Consider the following 19,062-nt stretch of genomic DNA (forward strand, 5'->3'; position numbering starts at 1 on the left):
CAGGCCCCGCAAACGGCAGTCTCTACCTCGGCGCAGTACCGCAGTGGTCTGAGCCGCGGGATACACAGCCTTTGAAAGGGATATCACAATGCTCAAGACCATCGCGAAGTTCCAGACCAGCGTCTTCCACGCCCGCACCTCTGAGCGTGGCGCGACCGCTGTTGAGTACGGCCTGCTCGTGGCCCTCATCGCCGCCGTCATCGTGGCCGTGGTTGCCACCCTCGGTGGCAAGATCAACAGCGCGTTCACGACTGTCAACACCGCAGTCTGACGTCGAAGTGGCCCGACCGCATCTGAGCGTGGCGCCACGGCCGTCGAGTACGGCCTCCTGGTCGCCTTGATCGCGGCCGTCATCGTCGCTGTCGTCGCCACCCTCGGTGGCAAGATCAACGACGCGTTCACAACCGTCAACACCGCAGTCTGAGGAAGTCGACGTGATGAGGATCAGCCGTCAGCATTTCGTGGAGCGTGGCGCAACCGCCGTCGAGTACGGCTTGCTGATGGCCCTCATTGCCGCCGTCATCGTGGCAACCGTCGCCCTCACCGGCGACAAGGTGTTGGCCCTGTTCACCTCGGTCAACTGGTGGTTGTGACAACCATGCGCAACGTCAAGCGAGGTCGAGAGCGGGGAGCCGCTGCGGTGGAAATGGCCATCGTGCTCCCCGTCCTCATTGCTCTCGTTTTCGGAATCATCGACTTCTCCCGCATCTTCAGCGGCATCATCGCCGCTCAACAAGGTGCCCGCGAGGGTGTGCGGCTCGCCGCCCTCGCCCCGAACTACACAAGTGCCCAGGCCAAGTCCCGGGCCGAGCTCGCTGGGGCCAACCCGATGGCCGGCAACATGACCGCCGTCGTCACGATGTGTCCCAATGCCAACGACTACGCGGCAGTAGCCGTGACGTTCCACTTCAGCGGCATCCTGTGGCAGGGCGGCGCAGGCAAGGACTACACCGAGACGGCCCAGATGAGATGCGGAGGCTGAGGATGCGACACACCCCACGCTGGTTGAGTGCGCGCCGCGAACGCGGCGCCGTCGCCATCATCGTCGTCGTCCTGTTCGGGACCGGTGTCCTGCTCGGCTGTGCCGCCCTGACGGTCGACCTCGGTCACATGAAGAGCGAGCGGCAACAGCTCCAGAACGGCGCAGATGCAGTGGCGCTGTCAGTGGCCATCGACTGTGCCAAGCTGGCCAGCTGCCTCGCCGGTGACGCCACCAAGCGCCAGAACCTGGCCAACGGCAACGCCATGGACGGCACGACCTCGATCTCCCGTGCTGACGGCCAGCCGGCGATCTGCGGCACCGCAACGGGTCTGCCCACCTGTCCCGCGCTGACGACGTCGCTCACCGACTGTGTCGCTCCCGCCACCATGCCCGCGAAGTGGGTGCGTGCCTACACCCGCACCCGTGAGGTGGGCGGTGGCACGATCCTGCCCTACTCCTTCGCCAAGGCGCTGAGTGGCCAGTCGAGCGGTGTCGAGGTGCAGGCCTGCTCCCAGGTGGGCTTCACGGCAGGGTACGACCCGCTGAAGGTCATCCCCATCATCCAGTCGCTCTGTGCCTGGCAGGCCGCGACGAGCGGCGGCACGTCGTTCCCTCCGTTGCCGCCGTACACCCCGGCCGCCAGCCTGGGCTCCAACCCGCTGCCCAAGATCCCGAGCGTCGTCGACTCCGCCCAGGTGGCCACGATCCAGATCATGACCGACCCCACAGCCGGCTCAGCGAACTGCGGCAAGTCCGGGCCGGGCCAGTACACCCCCGGTAACTTCGGGTGGCTCGACCAGGCGGGCGACTCGAACAGCACGTGTGTCGCGGAGGGCCTGAACGGAGTCATCGGAGGGACTGGCGGCGTGTCCTCCAGCCAGGGGTGCGCTGACATCCTGCCCCTGAAGGTGGGTTCGATCGTCTACATCCCGATCGCCCAGTCGAGCTCGGGTACTGGCCAAGGCACCACGTACACGCTCGCGGGCATCGCCGGCTTCTACCTCGCCGGCGTGGACTTCGAGGGCAACGCGGCCAACAAGCTCTTCAACGGCTACGACCCGGTCATCACGGACTCGAGCGGCAACGTCACGGTCGGCTGCACCAAGGACAGCCAGGGCTGCCTGTGGGGCTGGTACGTCGCGCCGCTGCTCCCCGGCGGCACTCCGGACCCGTCCGGTGGCAACGCCGGTCCCAAGACGATCAGCCTCCTCGGCTGACCACACCACGCCTCCTCGGCTGACCACACCACGCCTTCTCGGCTGAAACACCCAACGATCGAAACGAAAGACAGGCCCTCATCATGGGACGCAGGTTCCTCGCCATCATCGTCGCCGCAGTCGTGGCCCTCGTCGGGGTCGTCTCCGTCATGCTGTACGTGCGTGGCGCCGACGCCAGGGCGGTCTCGGCCCAGCAGCCAACGCTGGTCTACTACGCCAAGAAGGTCGTTCCTGCGGGCACGACGTTGAAGGACGCCAACCGCGAGGGACTGATCGAGCAGACCACCGTGGCTGCCAAGGGCGCGCCGGCAGGAGCCCTCAGCCAGGTGACCGACGCGAACAGCCCCTTGATCGCCCTCAGCGACATCCAGGCCGGTGAGTTCATCACCTCCGCCCGCTTCGGTGTGACCCCCGTGGGCGAGAAGGCCATCGAGGTGCCGGCCGGGAAGGTGGCCGTCTCCGTCGAGCTCAGCGACCCCGCTCGCGTCGGCACGTTCGTCACGCCCGGCACCCACATCGCCATCTTCACCTCCTACAAGATCAAGGCGATCGGCGACGACTCCAAGTCCAAGGCCCTCAACGAGGCCGACATCCAGGGAACCAGCCTGCTGCTCCCCGATGTCCTCGTCATCGGCATGGGGCAGACGGCCCTCAACCCGGGCAACGCCAAGCAGGACTCGGCGACCGACAAGGGCACCGCAGAGTCGACGGCCCCGAGCTTCCTCGTCACCGTGGGTGTGACGCCGGCCGAGGCGGCCAGGCTGATCCACGGGATCAACAACGGCAACCTCTACGCCGCCCTCCGCGGCAGCGACCTCAAGATGGACGGCCTCAAGATCGTCACCGACCTCAACCTCTTCGACCTCTCCGGCGCCCTGCGATGACGATCCTCTGGGACACCGACCCCACGGCGCCCGACCGGCTCGGCTTTGCCGTCGGAGGGAACCTGGTCCGCGTCGAGAACGCTGCCGCCGTCAACCGCGCCATGCTGGACCACCCCGATGACCGCCTGATCGTCATCGGCCCAGAGGTCGACATGCCGGCTGCCTGCGACCTCGCCGAGCAGTGTCGGGTCGAGCGTCCGGACCTCGGGGTGATCCTGCTCCGTCGCCGGGTGGACGTGACGGTTCTCGCCCAGGCGCTGCGCGCCGGCGTCCGGGAGGTCCTTGCAGCTGACGACCTCACCGGCCTTGCCGATGCAGCCCGGCGCAGTCGCGACCTGTCGCAGAAGGTCACGGGCTACAGCACCGACGCAACCCGCGAGGGTCGGATCATCACCGTCTTCTCGGCCAAGGGTGGGGTCGGCAAGACCACCTTCTCGACCAACCTCGGCGCCTACCTCGCGTCCACGGGGGCCAAGGTGCTCGTGGTGGATCTCGACCTTGCCTTCGGCGACGTCGGGATCAGCCTCCAGATGCTCCCGCAGAACTCCATCTCCGACCTGATCAGCATGGCCGGCCACCTGGACGAAGCGGGCCTGAGGTCGATCGTGACGCACCACGAGTCCGGCCTCGATGCCGCCTGCGCGCCGGCCGAGCCCAGCGACGCCGACAGGGTGCCCGGCACCCTGATCGCCGAGGCGCTGCGCGTCGCGCGTCGCGCGTACGACTACGTCGTGATCGACACGCCACCGGCATTCACCGAGCACGTCCTGGCCGCGTTCGACAACAGCGACCTGCTGGTGCTGATCGCGACCCTGGACATCCCGGCGGTCAAGAACCTGCGCCTCACCCTCGACACGCTCGACCTCCTGGGCAACCCGAAGGACTCGCGACTGGTCGTGCTCAACCGCTCGGACGCCAAGGTCGGCCTGCGGGCGGAAGACGTCGTCACCGCCATCAAGCAGGAGATTGCCGTGAGCGTGCCCAGCAGCACCGCGGTGCCGGCGTCGGTCAACCGTGGCGTGGCCATCGTCCTCGACGACCCCAAGCACCCCGTCAGCGTCGCGTTCCGCCACCTGGCCGACGAGTACCTGCGCCAGCGGGACGGAGCCGGCGTGCTGTCGGACGAAGGCGGCGCCGGGCAGCCCAAGCGCCGCAACGAGCGCTGGTCCCTTTCACGTGGAGGTAAGCGATGAGCCTCGCCGACCGGCTGGAGAGTGTCCGTCGCGGCCAGCAGCAGCAGAGCGCCGCGGCTTCGCACAACGCACCGGCAGCCCACGGCGAGAAGCTCCGCATCGCTGACCCGTTCGCAGCAGTCAAGGCCAGCGTGCACCAGGCCCTGCTCGACTCCCTGGGGCCCCAGCTCTACGACCCGCACCTGGACCAGAGCGAGCTCGAGAGCAAGGTCCGCCACACCCTGCAGGAGGTGATGGACTCCGAGGAGACCCCGCTCTCGCTGGCAGACCGCACCCGCATCGCGCAGGAGGTGGCCGACGAGATCCTCGGTCACGGCCCCCTGGAGCCACTGCTCCGCGACAGCGAGATCACCGAGATCATGGTCAACGGACCTGACCGGATCTACGTCGAGCGGGCTGGCAAGCTCTACCCCGTCGAGGCCCACTTCAGCAGCGAGGCGCACCTGCGCCGCACGATCGACAAGATCGTCGCTCGCGTCGGCCGACGGGTCGACGAGGCCAGCCCACTGGTCGACGCCCGACTGCCCGACGGCTCCCGTGTCAACGCCGTGATCTCGCCGATCGCCATCGACGGCGCGATGCTGACGATCCGAAAGTTCTCCACGGACCCGTTCACGGACAAGGACCTGATCGCGTTCGGGACGTTCACCCCTCGGGTGCGCGACTTCCTGATCGCCTGCGTCAAGGGTCGCCGGAACATCGTGATCTCGGGAGGTACCGGCTCGGGCAAGACGACGCTGCTCAACGTGATCTCCTCGTTCATCCCCGACGACGAGCGGATCATCACGATCGAGGACGCCGCCGAGCTGCAGCTGAAGCAGGACCACGTCCTGCGGCTGGAGGCGCGACCGTCCAACGTCGAGGGTCGCGGCGAGATCGCCATCCGCGAGCTCGTCAAGAACTCCCTGCGTATGCGTCCTGACCGCATCGTCGTCGGTGAGGTCCGTGACGGCGCCGCGCTGGACATGCTCCAGGCCATGAACACCGGTCACGATGGTTCCATCACGACCGTTCACGCCAACACCCCGCGCGACAGCCTCTCCCGACTGGAGACCATGGTGCTCATGGCGGGCGTCGACCTGCCGGTGCGTGCCATCCGCGAGCAGGTTGCCGGCGCCGTGGACCTGATCATCCAGCAGGCTCGTATGAAGGACGGATCCCGCCGGATCGTCGCCATCACCGAGGTTGCCGGCATGGAGACCGACGTCATCACCATGCAGGACCTGTTCACCTTCGACTACAGCGCGGGACGGGACGAACAGGGCCGGTTCCGGGGCTCGCTGGTCAGCACCGGACTCCGTCCCAAGTTCACCCAGGACCTCGTGGACCAGGGCATCACCCTGGCGGCGGACATCTTCGTGAGGGGCATGTAGGTGCGCATCAACATCCGTCCGACGGTGACGTTGGGCATCGCGGCGGTGGCCCTCCTGGGCCTGACCGTCACGGCGACGTCCGCCGGTGCGGCCCAGGACAACCCGGCGTCGGTCAGCTCGACCAAGGTCACCGGAACGACCGTCTCCGGGGTGCTCACCGTGCGTGGCGCCAAGGGCACCGGCTCGATCGAGGCCGCGAGTCTCAAGGCCACGCTCGCGGGACGTGAGGTGCCGATCACCGTGGTGCCGGTCGCCGCCACCAAGCGGGCGACGATGCTGGTCGTCGACACCAGCGGGTCCATGGGTGAGACCGGGATGGAGACCGTTCGTTCGGCGGTGAGTGCCTTCCTCGCCGAGGCGCCCAAGGATGTCGCCGTCGGGCTGGTGTCATTCGCCGGCACCGCAGGTGTCGACGTCGCGCCGACCCTCAACCGCGCGACGGTCCAGAAGTCCGTCAATGCGCTCCGCTCACGCGGCGAGACGACGCTCTACGACGCCGTGGCGATCGCGGCCCGCGCCATGGGGCCCTACGCCGACCGCAGCATCATCCTGCTCAGTGATGGTGGCGACACCGCCAGCTCCAAGGCGACCAAGGCGTCCGCGACGGCAGCCCTGCGGGCCAGCGGAGTGCGCGCCGAAGTCGTCGGCTTCAAGACGGGGGAGAGCGACAACACCGTCCTCGCCGGTTTCGCGTCCGCAGGTGGCGGAACGGTGGCCGCCGCGGGCAATGCCGCGGCGGTGCGTGCTGCCTTCGACGCTGCCGCGAAGGCGCTGGACTCCCAGGTGAACTTCACCGTGGACGGCAAGGGCATCGCCAGCGCGAAGCAGGACCTCGTCCTGACCGGAGTCGCCGACGGCAAGCCCTTCACAGCCAACGCTGCCCTCGACTTCGGGGCACCTGCACCGGTCGTGCAGCAGACCCCCACCTCCGATGCCGCTCCTGCCGCTCAGGCCGCTCCCCCGAAGTTCTCCGGTCCCGGTGGCCTCTCGCCGCTGCTGATGGCGGGGTTGGTCGCGATCTTCGTCGGCATCATCGGCCTGGCGATGGCGTTCGTCATGAGGACCCCGACCGGCGGTCGGCGCAGCCGGGTCGCCGGCATCGAGCAGTACGTCGCGGGGCCGACCGTCATGTCCGCCACCGCCGCCAAGGCGTCCCCCAGTGCACTGTCCGAGGGTCTGGTGAGCCTGGGCGAGCGCGTCATGGAGGGTCGTGACTCGACCACGAAGACCATGTCGCTGATCACCCGGGCAGACCTGCCGCTGAGGGCAGGGGAGTGGTGGGTCCTGCGGCTGGTCGCCCTGGTGGTGGCCATCAGTGGCTCGGTGATCCTCTTCCGTGGGGGCACCATCGCGACCATCCTGGCGATCGTCCTCGGCTTCGTCGTGGGGTACTTCCTGCCGGCTTTCGTGTTGCGCTTCCTGGCCAAGCGTCGGGCGAAGAAGTTCGAGAACCAGCTCCCCGACCTGCTGATGCTGGCAGCGAGCAGCCTGGGCACCGGGTTCTCCCTGGCCCAGGCGGTCGATGCCATCGCCAAGGACGCCTCCGAGCCGTCGGCCAAGGAGTTCTCCAGGGCGCTCGCGGAGACGCGCATCGGCTCGGAGATCAGCGACGCGCTCGAGCGGGTGGGCGAGCGGATGGACAGCGAGAACATGCGCTGGACCGCCCTGGCCATCAACATCCAGCGTCAGGTCGGCGGAAACCTCGCCGAGACGCTCAGGACGACGGCCAAGACCCTCAGGGAGCGCGAAGAGCTCAAGCGGCACGTCCGGGCGCTGTCGGCGGAAGGCCGCTTGTCGGCATACATCCTGATCGGTCTTCCCATCGGCCTCTTCTTCTACATGCTCAAGGTCAACTACCTGTACGTGTCCCTGCTCTGGACGAAGCCGATGGGCTGGGCCATGTCGGCAGTGGGGCTGACCGCCATGGCGATCGGCGTCTTCTGGATGAAAAAAGTCGTGGACGTGGAGGTCTGAGGATGCTGCTCATCATTGGAGTTGGAGCCGTCTTCATGGCCCTCATGACCCTGGTGCTCGCCTTTTCCCTGGGGAGCGGCCAGACCACCGGTGTGGCGCGATCGCTCGCCATCATCGAACGTCAGCTCGACCCGCACGAGGTGGCCCGCGAGGAGCTGCCTGCCATGGAGCGGCTGGCGCTGCCCATGCTGGCCCAGACGCGCCGGCTGGCTCAGCGACTGTCTCCGTCGGGCACGACCGACCGGATCCACCGTCGCCTCGACCTCGCAGGCAACCCCCCAGCGTGGACCCCCGAGCGCATCATGGGCGCCAAGGGGCTCGGGCTCTTCATCGGCGCGCTGCTCGGCCTGGCCATCGGACACCTGACCCTGCGGGGCCTCGGGTTCGCCGCAGGTGGCGGCGCCTTCATGTTCTTCCTCCCCGACATCCTGGTCTACAACATGGGCTTGAAGCGCCAGAACGAGCTGCGGATGGGCCTGGCCAACGCGCTGGACATGCTCACCGTGTGCGTCGAGGCGGGTCAGGGCTTCGACGCGGCCCTGCTCCAGGTCGCTCGCTCGGCCGAGGGTCCGGTCGCCGGCGAGTTCGCCCGCGTCCTGTCGGAGATCCAGATCGGCAAGTCACGTGGCGATGCGTTCAGCTCCCTTGCCCAACGCACGTCGGTGCCGGAGGTCAAGACCTTCATCACCTCCCTCGTGCAGGCCGACCGGCTGGGTCTGCCGATCGCCTCGGTGTTGCGCGAGCAGTCGGTGCAGATGCGCCTGATCCGACGCCAGCTGGCCGAGGAGAAGGCCCAGAAGGTGCCCGTCAAGATCCTGTTCCCCATGCTCTTCTGCATCTTCCCGGCCCTCATGATCGTGGTCATCGGCCCCGGCATCATGCGCATGATGGACGCGTTCGCCGGGAAGTTCTGAGGCAGGCGCTCGCCTTCCCACACGCCAACAGGCGGCATTGCTGAGACTGCTCAGCGGTGCCGCCTGTCGTGTGAGGTGACTCGGCTCAGCGGCCGCCGCGGCCGATCGACTCGGACTTGACCAGTCCGAGGCGCAGGGCCGACATCACGGCCGAGGCACGGTTGTGCGCGCCCAGCTTCTCGTACACCTTCGACACGTGCGTCTTGACCGTCGACTCGCTCATGTAGAGCTTCTTGGCCACGGCGGCGATCGAGTCGCCGGCGACCAGTCGGTCCAGCACCTCGGCCTCGCGGGGCGTCAGCCGTGGCTTGTCACTGGAGTCGCGACGACGCAGGGCTTCGGCCAGGCCGGTCGCCATGAAGGCGTCCGGGGCCACGGCGGCGCGACGGACTGCGGCGATGACCTCGTCCGACGGGGCGGACTTCAGGACCAGGGCCGACGCACCGAGGTCGAGGGCCTCGAGCAGCGTCTCGTCGTCGTTGTGCATCGTCAGGACGACGATGCCCAGTCGTGGGGACGCCTCGCGCGCCGCCCTGGCCATGACCAGGCCGGAGCCGTCGGGCATGGACACGTCCACGACGAGGACGTGGATCAGGCTCTGGGCCAGCACGGTGCGGCCTTCGGCGATGCCACCGGCCTGCCCGACCACGGACAGATCCGGCTCGCTGTCGATCATCCTGCAGACGGCTTCGCGGACCAGGGTGTGGTCATCGATCACCACGACGTTGATGGTCATGAGGGCTGGGGGATCCTTTCGTTGGACAGCGTGGCGGAGGGGGCTGCGCCGCGGGCCCGCATGCGCATGCGGAGGGAGACTCCGTCTCCCGCATAGGGCTCGACGGAGATCTCGCCACCCAGGCCGTTGAGGGGGTGGTCGGCGAAGTCGCGTTCGGTGAGTGAGGTCGTGCCGTCGTGCGACATCCAGAGCTCCACCCTGGGTGCCGCGACGTTGAGGCGCACCTCGACGGTCTGCGCGTTGAGGGAGTGCCGGGCATCGGCCAGCATCCGCAGGAAGAGTCGGTAGATGAGCACCTCGGTATGCGCTGGCAGGCGGAAACCGGTCTCGCTCAGGTGCATTCGCGTCGTGACTCCTGACGACGAGCCGAAGTTCTGGAGTCGGGCACCGATCATCGCGCCCAGTCCGGTGTCGGGACGCACCGCGATGCGAAGGTCGCCGATGTGCAGTCGCAGGTCGGCCAGCACGCGGGACACGTCGACTCGGAGCGCGTCCAGCTCCTCGGCCAGGGGCGAGCCCTGGGCGCGCGCGTTGCGACGCACCGCGTCGATGCCGAAGCCGAGCGCCACCATCTCCTGGGCGATCCCGTCGTGCATCTCGCGCGCGAGGCGCTCGCGCTCCTCCAGGCCGGCGCGCTCGCGCAACCCGGCGAACAGCACGGAGAGGTCGATGTTGGCCGCGTGCCGGCTGGCAACCGCACCCGCCGCGGCGAGGTCCTCCTCCGTGAAGGGCGTGACCAGGGGCCGGTCCGCGACCATCAGCCCGAGCCGGTGGCCGTCGCCGTCGTGGAGCGGGACGACGATGACCGAGCGGGCCACCAGGTCGTCCTTCCACTGCGCGAGGGTGGGCACGCCCTGGTGCCACGCCGGTGCGAGGACCGAGTCCCGTTCCATCGGGTCGGGCCAGGGGGTGCGGTCCGCCCCACGGATCGCGAGCGGCACGGCGGGGTCGTCGCCGTAGCCCACCAGGATGGCGCTGCGTGCCGCGCGCATCTGGTTGCTGAGGTCCTGGAGGGCCATCTCGGCCGAACCGGGGGCGTCGAAGCCGGTGTCGAGGGTGTCGGCGAGCTCGTGCAGGCGCCGCAGCAGCAGGCTGGCCTCAGCCGCGACGTTCGGGTCGACGGGTAGCGCCACGCCCTCCATCCGGTGCGACCAGGCTCCCAGCAGCCCGAAGACGAGGGCGACCATGGCAGCGAGCAGGATGGCCTGGCCCTCGGCCAGGTCCAGCCGGGCCAGCCACCACGCGGTCGCGAGGCCGGAGGCCAGGCCGACGGCCGAGATCTCCAGGGCGCCCCGCCGACCCAGTCGCAGCCCCGCATGGAACGCGGGGACGAGGATCAGGATCTTCGACCAGGGCCCGGTGTAACCCATCGCGAGCCCGGCCACCACGGCACCGGCGACGAGCAGCCCGGTCATCTGGATGCGGCGGGTGGCAGTGTCCTTGGGACTGAGCACAGGCAGGGCCGAGGCCGCGAGGTCGAGCGTGACGGTCAGGAGGATCCAGGGAAGGCCTCCGAGGATGTCGTTGCTGACCGACGCGAACATGGCAGCCACAAGCGCGATGCCGATGCGAATCCGGGTGGAGACGGCGAGATGGGGCAACCACCGCATACCCGCCTCCCGTCTCGCGTCCCCGGCACCCAGCAGTTGTCCACAGGCCAAGGCCCAGACTAGTCGTGTCCACAGGCTTCTGCCTCCGAATCGACGCCAACACACCGCGCCGCCACGATGGGGGACATGGCGCCGCCCACCCCTGTGCCTGGGGCGATGAGGGCCCTCACGGACCTGGCCCTGCCGGTCAGCTGCGCGGCCTGCGGCCAGCCTGACGACGTTGTGTGCCGCGGGTGCCTGGAAGCGCTCGAGCGGAGCCTCTGGTTCGGGGGCCCGCGACAGGTCCATCCGGACCCCTGCCCCTCGGGCTTCCCGCCTGTCTCAGCGAGTGGTCCGTACGGTGGGCCGCTCGCCGCGGTCGTGACGGCCTACAAGGACGACGGTCGGCGCGACTGCGGGCTGTTGCTCGGGGAGCTCCTCGGCCGGGCCCTCGATGCCGCTGTCGGCGCCTGCCGGTCAGGGGTCGAGGTCCTGGCGCGCCACAACGGTCCCCTCCTGGTCGTGCCCGTCCCCTCGTCCCGCACCTCCGTACGCGCTCGGGGAGACGCGCCACTGGTGTCCGTGGCCGCCCACGCGGTCAGTGGCTTCGCCGCCGACGAGGCCGTCGTGGCCCCGGCGCTGCGACTCCGGCGCCGGGTCGCCGACCAGGCCGGGCTCGGCGCGCGCGAGAGGGCCGTCAACCTCGAGCGCTCCATGGCCGTGCGGCGGCACTGGGCGCGGGTGGTCGAGGGTGCCGTGTGCGTCGTGGTCGACGACGTGCTCACCACGGGAGCGACGCTTGTCGAGGCGGCCCGGGCGCTGCGCTCGGCCGGCGCGGCAACGGTCGTCGCCGCGACGATCTGTGCCACCCAGCGGCGGAACCCGACGCCCAGCCAGCGCACCACCAACTCCCGGTAAAGGCTCAGCCAATCCCTGTGTCGCAATCGCCCGGCGTGGTCTAAGTTCGACGTATGGCCCCCCTGGCCCCCGTGCACGTCACGCAAACAGGGCGCCTCGGACGCGGTCCGACGGGCGCCCTCTGGCAGGGAGCGGAGCCCGCACCGCCGACGTCCGAGTCCCCGACGTGGGCGACCACCGGGTCGCATCCCCTTGTGTCACCTCCCCTTGTGTCACTTCCCCTTGTGTCACCTCCCCTCGTGTCGTCAGAGCGTGGGTGGTGCCGCGGCTGAACCCGGGCCACGCCGCCCGATTCGAACTCCCGCCGAAACCATGGAGGACACCGTGGAGATTGTCGTCACCGGACGCCACATGCAGGTCTCAGACCGATTCCGTGACCACCTCGACGAAAAGCTGGCCAAGATCCCACAGCTCGCGCCGCGCGTGCAGCGCGTCGACGTGATCGTGAGCCACGAGTCGAACAAGCGCCAGGCCAAGGCCTGCGAACGGGTCGAGATCACCTGTCACGTGAAGGGCCCGATCGTGCGGGCGGAGGCATGTCTTGACGACAAGTACGCAGCGCTCGACGTGGCGCTGGACAAGCTGATGGAACGGCTGAGGCGGGCCCAGGACCGCAAGCGCGTGCACCGCGGGAGGCACGCGCCCGAGTCGGTGTCCGCCGCCACGGCGCGGATCCAGGAGCCGGCGCAGGGCGGGGGCGAGGACCATGTCCACGAGGTCGGTGGTGAAGGGGACCCCTTCGGCGCCCAGGGCAACTCACCCGTGGAGATCCGCGAGAAGATCCACGCGACCGTGCCGATGGCACTGGACCAGGCGGTCCGCGAGATGGAGCTCGTCGGGCACGACTTCTACCTCTACCACGACGAGGAGACCGACCAGCCGAGCGTCGTCTACCGCCGCAGGGGTTGGTCCTACGGCGTCATCCACCTCGACGTCACCGACGACGAGGGTGTCGCCCGCAAGGTTTCCTGATTCCCACGCTCGACGACGCCGGGCGAGCCCTCGCGGCTTTCGCCCGGCGTCGTGGCACCGTCATGACAGTATGTGGCTCGTGACGAATGGGAATGGTGGTGTGACGAGCGGGGCGGACCCGATCAGGGTCGTCATCGCCGATGACCACGTCCTCTACCGCCGTGGCCTGCAGATGGTCGTCTCGCAGGACCACGACATCGAGATCGTCGGCGAGGCCGGCGACGGCAAGGAAGCGGTGGACCGCACCGTCGAGCTGCTGCCCGACGTCGTCCTCATGGACGTTCGGATGCCGCACACCTCGGGCATCCAGGCCTGCCAGACCATCAAGGCGCTCGTGCCGTCGACCAAGATCATCATGCTGACGATGTCCGACGAGGAGTCCGACCTCTACGAAGCGGTCAAGGCAGGAGCCAACGGCTACCTCCTGAAGGACGTCCCGGGCGAGGAGATCGCCGACGGCGTGCGCGCGGTCTACAACGGCGACTCGCTCATCTCGCCCTCGATGGCCTCCAAGCTGCTCGCAGAGTTCGCCCAGATGAGCAAGCGCCAGGGGGAACGACCCACCGGGGTAGGGGCGCCCCGGCTCACCGACCGCGAGCTCGAGGTCCTGCGGCTCGTGGCGCGGGGGATGGCCAACAAGGAGATCGCGCACCAGCTGTTCATCTCCGAGAACACCGTGAAGAACCACGTGCGCAACATCCTCGAGAAGCTCCAGCTCCACTCGCGCATGGAGGCGGCCATGTATGCCGTCCGCGAGAACCTCCTCGAACCCGGCGAGTGACCAGCGGCGCACGTGCTGTGACGACACCTCCGTCCCTGCGGCTGACGCGCGCCCAGGCGCGCCGGATCGCCTTGGCAGCACAGGGATTCACCGACCCCAGGCCCGCCCCGGGGGCGGCCACGATGCGTCACGTGCAGAAGGTCATCGACCGGGTGCAGATCGTCCAGATCGACAGCGTCAACGTCCTCACGCGCAGCCAGTACCTGCCCTTCTTCTCGCGGCTGGGTCCCTATGACACCGCGCTCCTCGACCGGGCGCGCGACCGGTCGCCCCGACGGCTCGTCGAGTACTGGGCCCACGAGGCCAGCCTCATCCCGCCCGCGACGTGGCCGTTGCTCGACTTCCGCATGCAGCGCGCGCTGCACGACGCGTGGGGTGGCATGCAGCGGGTGGCCCGGGAGCACCCCGAGCTGGTCGCGGCCGTGCTCGCCGAGGTCACGGCTCGCGGACCGCTCACCTCACGCCAGCTGGAGGCAGCCCTCGAGCACGACCTGCCGCGCCAGCGCGACGAGTGGGGCTGGAACTGGTCGTTGGTCAAGAGCGCCCTCGAGCACCTCTTCTGGGCGGGACAGGTCAGCTCCGCGGGCCGGACCAGCCAGTTCGAGCGACGGTATGCCGCCGTGGACCGCGTGCTGCCCGGCCACCTCGCCGCAGCGGCCGCGGACCCGGCAGGCCGACCGCCGCACGACGTCGCCTTCAAGGAGCTGATGCTGATCGCCGCCCGCGCCCACGGCGTCGGCACCGAACAGTGCCTGAGGGACTACTTCCGGCTCAAGCCGCACCAGTCCCGCCCGGCTCTGGACGCGCTCGTCGCGGAGGGGACGCTGGTCCCGGCGACCATCGAGGGGTGGAAGCGACCGGCCTACCTGCACGTGGAGGCGCGCCGCCCCCGCACGGTGAGTGCCCAGGCGTTGCTCAGCCCGTTCGACTCGCTGATCTGGCAGCGCGATCGCACGGCGGCGATCTTCGGGATGGACTTCCGCCTCGAGATCTACGTGCCGGCGCCGATGCGAGTGCACGGCTACTACGTGCTGCCGTTCCTGTTCGGCGACGAGCTCGTCGCGCGGTGCGACCTGAAGGCAGACCGCGCCGCCGGAGTGCTGCGGCTGCAGGCGGTGCACTGGGAGCCGGGGGCGCCGCCGGAGGCGCGTCCCGCCCTCGACGACGAGCTCGCCCTGATGGCCGGCTGGCTCGGGCTGGCCGGGGTCGCTTGACGCGGGGCTCTTGCCCGAGCCGACGCTGGCGGGATCCGGCGGACGGTTGTCCGGAAAGCGGTGTCCACGGGAACGTTCTGGCAGATATCCTGCGACGGTGACGATTCCTGCCGCGACTGAGGCCACGACAACACCCCGACGTCCGCAGGTGCACCGCGCCTGGTGGGTGGCCGCCGTGATCCTGGGAGCCCTCGTGGCCGCGGCAGGGTTCCGATCCTCGACCGGCGCTCTCCTCGAGCCCCTCGAGTCCGAGTTCGGATGGTCGCGCGCCACCACCTCGGGGGCGGTCACCGCGAACCTGGTGATCTACGGCCTCACCGCCCCCTTCGCGGCGGCGCTCATGGAGCGGTTCGGCCTGCGCCGGGTCGTCAGCCTCGCGCTGGTCCTGGTCGCAGTCGGCAGCGGTCTCACGACGGTGATGACCGCGCCGTGGCAGCTGTGGCTGCTGTGGGGTGTCTTCGTCGGGGTCGGTGCCGGTGCGATGGCGCTGGTCCTCGGTGCCGTCGTGGCGAACCGGTGGTTCGTCGAGTCGCGGCGGGGGCTGGTGACCGGCATCTTCTCCGCGGCGGGGGCAGCCGGACAGCTGGTCTTCCTACCGGGCATCGCGGCGCTCGCAGCCGGTCCCGGCTGGCGGTATGCCGCGCTCGTGGTCACCGGCGCCGCGCTCCTCCTCGTGCCCTTGGTGGTGTTCGTCGTCCGTGACAGGCCTGCCGACCTCGGCCTGCGCCCGGTCGGCGCGCAGCCGGGCGACGTGCTCGACGAGCCGGCCACGCGGCATACCGGGGCGCAGGTCGGACCGGCGGCCCTCGCCATCCGCACCCTGAGGGCCAGCGTGCGGTCACGGACCTTCTGGATCCTGTTCGGCACCTTCTGGATCTGTGGCTGGTCGACCAACGGTCTGATCGGCACCCACTTCATCCCCGCCGCCCACGACCACGGCATGCCACAGACGACGGCTGCCAGCCTGCTCGCCCTCGTCGGGGTCTTCGACCTGGTCGGCACCATCGCGTCCGGCTGGCTCACGGACAAGGTCGACCCGCGGCTGCTGCTGTGCGGCTACTACGGCTTCCGGGGGCTGGCACTGCTGTTCGTCCCCGCCCTGCTGGGTCCGGACATCCACCCCAACCTGTTCATCTTCATCGTCTTCTACGGCCTCGACTGGGTGGCCACGGTCCCGCCGACGATCGCCTTGTGCCGCAGGCACTTCGGCGTCGCGCGCTCGGGCGTCGTGTTCGGCTGGGTCTTCGCCGCACACATGGTCGGGGCCGGCGTCGCGGCGAGCTACGCCGGCTGGGTGCGGCAGAGCACCGGCGACTACTTCACGGCCTGGCTCACGGCCGGCGGCCTCTGCCTGTTCGCAGCGCTGGCCTGCCTGGCCATCGGGAAGTCGCCGGAGCGCGGCTCGTGGAGCTCCGAGGGTGAGGACGCCGAGGTCGCCGCCATCGCCTGACCCGCGCGACGCTGCGCGCGCAGCGGCCCCGGTCGGGGCGAGCCGGACGAGTCAACCGAAGGTAGGAGCCGGGTCCGCATCCTCCGCGCGACCTCCTCAGCCTTGCTACCGTGCCGCGGGAAGCCTCCGCCTCCGGATGGCCCATGGTCTCGAAATCGGCTGCAGTGGAAGGGGCAAGGATGACCACCCGGATCGCCGATTCCGCCGATGTGGCCGACACGGCTCGCATCGGTGACTCGACCTCGGTCTGGGACCTCGCCCAAGTGCGCGAGGGGGCGACGCTGGGCAGCGGTTGCATCATCGGTCGAGGGGCCTACATCGGACCTGGGGTCAGCCTGGGCTCGAACTGCAAGGTGCAGAACTTCGCGTTGGTCTACGAGCCGGCTGTCCTGGAGGACGGCGTCTTCATCGGGCCGGCGGCCACCTTGACCAACGACCGGTATCCGCGTGCCGTCAACCCGGATGGTTCCATCAAGGTGGCTGCTGACTGGCAGCCGGTCGGGGTGCTCTGCCGAACCGGCGCCTCCGTCGGTGCGGGGGCCGTCTGCGTCGCCCCCCTCGTCGTGGGGCGGTGGGCGGTCGTGGCGGCCGGCGCCGTGGTGACGCGGGACGTGCCCGACTTCGCGCTCGTCGCCGGGACCCCCGCTCAGCGCGTGCGCTGGGTGGGACGTGGAGGCGTTCCGCTGGTGGAGGAGAGCGGTGGCGAGTGGGTCTGTCCGCAGACCGGTGAACGCTTCATCGAGTCCGAGGGGATGCTGAGGGAGCGTCAGCCTGATGAATGAGTTCATCCCCGTGGCCCGGCCAGCCATCGGCGACGAAGAGTGTGAGGCAGTCGAGCGGGTCATGCGCAGTGGGATGCTCGCCCAAGGCCCTGAGGTGGCAGCGTTCGAACGCGAGTTCTCCGAGCACTTCCAGCTCCACCGGGCCTGTGTCGCGGTCAACTCGGGCACGTCCGGGCTGCACCTCGGACTGCTGGCAGCCGGGGTCACCGCAGGAGACGAGGTGATCGTCCCGTCCTTCACGTTCGCCGCCACTGCCAATGCCGTCGCCCTCACCGGTGCGACCCCCGTCTTCGCGGACATCCGACCGGACGACTTCTGTCTGGATCCCGAGGCCGTCGAGCACCTCATCACCGGGCGGACCAAGGGCATCATGCCCGTCCACCTCTACGGCCACCCCGCGCCGATGGCCGAACTGCTGGAGGTTGCCGATCGCCATGGTGTGTCGATCTTCGAGGACGCCGCCCAAGCTCACGGCGCGTCCCTCCACGGACGGCCGGTCGGGGCGTTCGGCGAGATGGCCGTGTTCTCCCTCTACCCGACGAAGAACATGACGTCCGGCGAGGGAGGCATGGTCTCGGTTGCCTCACCGACCGTGGAGCGCCGGCTGCGCCTCTATCGAAACCAGGGAATGGAAATGCCCTACCGCAACGAGATCGTGGGGTTCAACGCCCGGATGACCGACATCCATGCGGCCATCGGGCGCGTGCAGCTGCGGAAGGTCGCGGCGTGGACCGAGCAGCGACAACATCATGCGTCGTACCTCACGGAGCACCTGGAAGGTGTGGTCACCCCAGGCCGCGCTTCGGGGGCGGTGCACGTCTACCACCAGTACACCGTCCGTATTCCTGAGGACCGCGATGGGTTCGCGGCGGCCCTGCGTGAGGAGTACGCAGTCGGGAGTGGCGCCTTCTATCCTGTGCCGACCCATCGCCTTGCACCTTTTCGCGGCGGATCGGATCTTCCCCACACGGACGCCGCGGCGCGCGAGTGCCTGTCCCTGCCGGTGCACCCCGCGCTCTCACCGGACGACCTGGAGCGGATCGTCACAGGCGTCAATACCCTGGCCAGGGCGGGCGCCTGACATGGCCGACCTCCGCGCAGGGCTCATCGGGCTCGGGATGATGGGCCGCCACCACGCCCGCGTGCTCCGGAGCCTTGACGGCGTCGAGCTGGTCGCGGTCCTGGACCACGGCGGAGACCAGTACTCGGCCGCCGGCGACCTGTCGGTCCTCACGGACATCGAACGCCTGCTGACCGAACGCCTGGACTACTGCGTCGTCGCGGTGCCCACGTCCTTCCACGAGGAGATCGGCGTGAGGCTCGCGGCTGCCGGCGTGCACGCACTCATCGAGAAGCCGCTCGCCGAGGACGTGCCGTCTGCCATGCGCATCGCCGCGGCCTTCAGGGAGGCTGGTCTGATCGGTGCAGTCGGGCACATCGAGCGCTACAACCCGGCCCTGCAGCAGGCGCGGGCCAGGCTTGAGGCCGGAGAGCTCGGAGACGTCTACCAGATCGCCACCCGGCGCCAGGGGCCGTTTCCGACGCGCATCGTGGACGTGGGGGTGGTGCAGGACCTGGGCAGCCACGACATCGACCTGACCGCCTGGGTGACGCAGCGCGAGTACGTCTCGGTGTCGGCGCGCACCGCGCACCAGAGCGGCGGCCAGCACGAGGACCTCGTGGCCGTGCTCGCCCAGCTGTCGGACGGCACGGTCGCCAACCACCTGGTGAACTGGCTGTCACCCCTCAAGGAACGGGTCACGATCATCACCGGCGAGCGAGGGACCTTCGTCGCGGACACCCTCGCCGCCGACCTCACGTTCTACGCCAACGGAGAGAACCCGCAGGTGTCGTGGGATGCGATTGCCAACTTCCGAGGCGTTTCCGAGGGTGACGTGATCCGCTACGCCATCGCCAAGCCCGAGCCCCTCCGGGTCGAGCACGAGAGCTTCCGCGATGCGGTGCTCGGCAAGAGCCACAACATCGTGACCCTGGACGAGGGCGTCAACACGGTGCGCGTTGCCGCGGCCTGCCTCGAGTCCGCCGAGACGAAGACCACCGTCCACCTCACCTGACGCGCCGC

19 protein-coding genes and 1 pseudogene are annotated in these 19,062 nt (G+C 69.3%); 18 read left to right on the forward strand and 2 right to left on the reverse strand.

What is annotated here, in order from left to right; all coding sequences use genetic code 11:
• The first annotated feature begins 88 nt into the window (after positions 1 to 88).
• The 10 genes and pseudogenes from AC1DXJ_RS08060 to AC1DXJ_RS08105 all read left to right on the forward strand — a co-directional run bounded on the left by AC1DXJ_RS08060 (position 89) and on the right by AC1DXJ_RS08105 (position 8,537).
• The gene (locus AC1DXJ_RS08060; protein WP_477615013.1) at positions 89 to 271 is read left to right on the forward strand and encodes a Flp family type IVb pilin; all 183 of its coding nucleotides are present in this window, start codon (positions 89 to 91) and stop codon (positions 269 to 271) included.
• Between the two features lie 30 nt (positions 272 to 301).
• A pseudogene (locus tag AC1DXJ_RS08065) lies at positions 302 to 424 on the forward strand (Flp family type IVb pilin); the annotation flags it as partial.
• 13 nt (positions 425 to 437) lie between these two features.
• Complete coding sequence (locus tag AC1DXJ_RS08070; protein ID WP_477615015.1) at positions 438 to 593, forward strand: Flp family type IVb pilin; 156 nt, start codon at positions 438 to 440, stop codon at positions 591 to 593.
• A gap of 5 nt (positions 594 to 598) precedes the next feature.
• The gene (locus tag AC1DXJ_RS08075; RefSeq protein WP_477636876.1) at positions 599 to 982 is read left to right on the forward strand and encodes a TadE/TadG family type IV pilus assembly protein; all 384 of its coding nucleotides are present in this window, start codon (positions 599 to 601) and stop codon (positions 980 to 982) included.
• Between the two features lie 2 nt (positions 983 to 984).
• Positions 985 to 2,199: a pilus assembly protein TadG-related protein gene (locus tag AC1DXJ_RS08080; protein WP_477636788.1), complete on the forward strand. Its 1,215-nt coding sequence runs from the start codon at positions 985 to 987 to the stop codon at positions 2,197 to 2,199.
• An 83-nt stretch (positions 2,200 to 2,282) separates the two neighbouring features.
• Positions 2,283 to 3,083, forward strand: coding sequence for a Flp pilus assembly protein CpaB (cpaB, locus tag AC1DXJ_RS08085; protein WP_477636789.1), 801 nt, complete (start codon positions 2,283 to 2,285; stop codon positions 3,081 to 3,083).
• Entirely contained in the window at positions 3,080 to 4,276 is a 1,197-nt protein-coding gene (locus tag AC1DXJ_RS08090) for a CpaE/TadZ family protein (protein WP_477615018.1), read from the forward strand. Before cpaB ends, AC1DXJ_RS08090 begins: the two co-directional genes overlap by 4 nt.
• The gene (locus AC1DXJ_RS08095) at positions 4,273 to 5,649 is read left to right on the forward strand and encodes a CpaF family protein (RefSeq protein WP_477615019.1); all 1,377 of its coding nucleotides are present in this window, start codon (positions 4,273 to 4,275) and stop codon (positions 5,647 to 5,649) included. Before AC1DXJ_RS08090 ends, AC1DXJ_RS08095 begins: the two co-directional genes overlap by 4 nt.
• Positions 5,650 to 7,623 carry a type II secretion system F family protein gene (locus AC1DXJ_RS08100; RefSeq protein WP_477636790.1) on the forward strand — a complete coding sequence of 658 codons (1,974 nt, stop codon included), beginning with the start codon at positions 5,650 to 5,652 and terminating at the stop codon, positions 7,621 to 7,623.
• A 2-nt stretch (positions 7,624 to 7,625) separates the two neighbouring features.
• Positions 7,626 to 8,537: a type II secretion system F family protein gene (locus AC1DXJ_RS08105; RefSeq protein WP_477615021.1), complete on the forward strand. Its 912-nt coding sequence runs from the start codon at positions 7,626 to 7,628 to the stop codon at positions 8,535 to 8,537.
• A gap of 85 nt (positions 8,538 to 8,622) precedes the next feature.
• On the opposite strand, the gene AC1DXJ_RS08110 is transcribed toward AC1DXJ_RS08105, so the two are convergent.
• A complete protein-coding gene (locus AC1DXJ_RS08110; protein ID WP_477615022.1) occupies positions 8,623 to 9,273 on the reverse strand; it encodes a response regulator transcription factor in 651 nt (216 codons plus the stop codon).
• Entirely contained in the window at positions 9,270 to 10,883 is a 1,614-nt protein-coding gene (locus AC1DXJ_RS08115) for a sensor histidine kinase (RefSeq protein WP_477615023.1), read from the reverse strand. The genes AC1DXJ_RS08110 and AC1DXJ_RS08115 overlap by 4 nt, the downstream gene beginning before the upstream one ends.
• 126 nt (positions 10,884 to 11,009) lie before the next feature.
• Between AC1DXJ_RS08115 and AC1DXJ_RS08120 the strand changes: the two genes are divergently transcribed.
• The 8 genes from AC1DXJ_RS08120 to AC1DXJ_RS08155 all read left to right on the forward strand — a co-directional run bounded on the left by AC1DXJ_RS08120 (position 11,010) and on the right by AC1DXJ_RS08155 (position 19,054).
• Positions 11,010 to 11,780 (forward strand): ComF family protein, encoded by a 771-nt coding sequence (locus AC1DXJ_RS08120; RefSeq protein WP_477632515.1) that lies wholly within the window; start codon positions 11,010 to 11,012, stop codon positions 11,778 to 11,780.
• Positions 11,781 to 12,104: 324 nt separating this feature from the next.
• A complete protein-coding gene (hpf, locus tag AC1DXJ_RS08125) occupies positions 12,105 to 12,752 on the forward strand; it encodes a ribosome hibernation-promoting factor, HPF/YfiA family (RefSeq protein WP_477615025.1) in 648 nt (215 codons plus the stop codon).
• A 79-nt stretch (positions 12,753 to 12,831) separates the two neighbouring features.
• Positions 12,832 to 13,533 (forward strand): response regulator, encoded by a 702-nt coding sequence (locus AC1DXJ_RS08130; RefSeq protein WP_477624336.1) that lies wholly within the window; start codon positions 12,832 to 12,834, stop codon positions 13,531 to 13,533.
• Between the two features lie 17 nt (positions 13,534 to 13,550).
• Entirely contained in the window at positions 13,551 to 14,747 is a 1,197-nt protein-coding gene (locus tag AC1DXJ_RS08135) for a winged helix-turn-helix domain-containing protein (protein ID WP_477636791.1), read from the forward strand.
• A gap of 97 nt (positions 14,748 to 14,844) precedes the next feature.
• Positions 14,845 to 16,197 (forward strand): MFS transporter, encoded by a 1,353-nt coding sequence (locus AC1DXJ_RS08140; protein ID WP_477615028.1) that lies wholly within the window; start codon positions 14,845 to 14,847, stop codon positions 16,195 to 16,197.
• Between the two features lie 179 nt (positions 16,198 to 16,376).
• Positions 16,377 to 16,979, forward strand: coding sequence for an acyltransferase (locus AC1DXJ_RS08145; RefSeq protein ID WP_477636792.1), 603 nt, complete (start codon positions 16,377 to 16,379; stop codon positions 16,977 to 16,979).
• On the forward strand, positions 16,972 to 18,060 hold the full coding sequence (locus tag AC1DXJ_RS08150) for a DegT/DnrJ/EryC1/StrS family aminotransferase (RefSeq protein WP_477632518.1): 1,089 nt from the start codon (positions 16,972 to 16,974) through the stop codon (positions 18,058 to 18,060). Before AC1DXJ_RS08145 ends, AC1DXJ_RS08150 begins: the two co-directional genes overlap by 8 nt.
• 1 nt (position 18,061) lies before the next feature.
• Positions 18,062 to 19,054 (forward strand): Gfo/Idh/MocA family protein, encoded by a 993-nt coding sequence (locus AC1DXJ_RS08155; RefSeq protein WP_477624340.1) that lies wholly within the window; start codon positions 18,062 to 18,064, stop codon positions 19,052 to 19,054.
• The last annotated feature ends 8 nt before the right edge of the window (positions 19,055 to 19,062 follow it).

Source organism: Pedococcus sp. P2_D9, assembly GCF_056404275.1.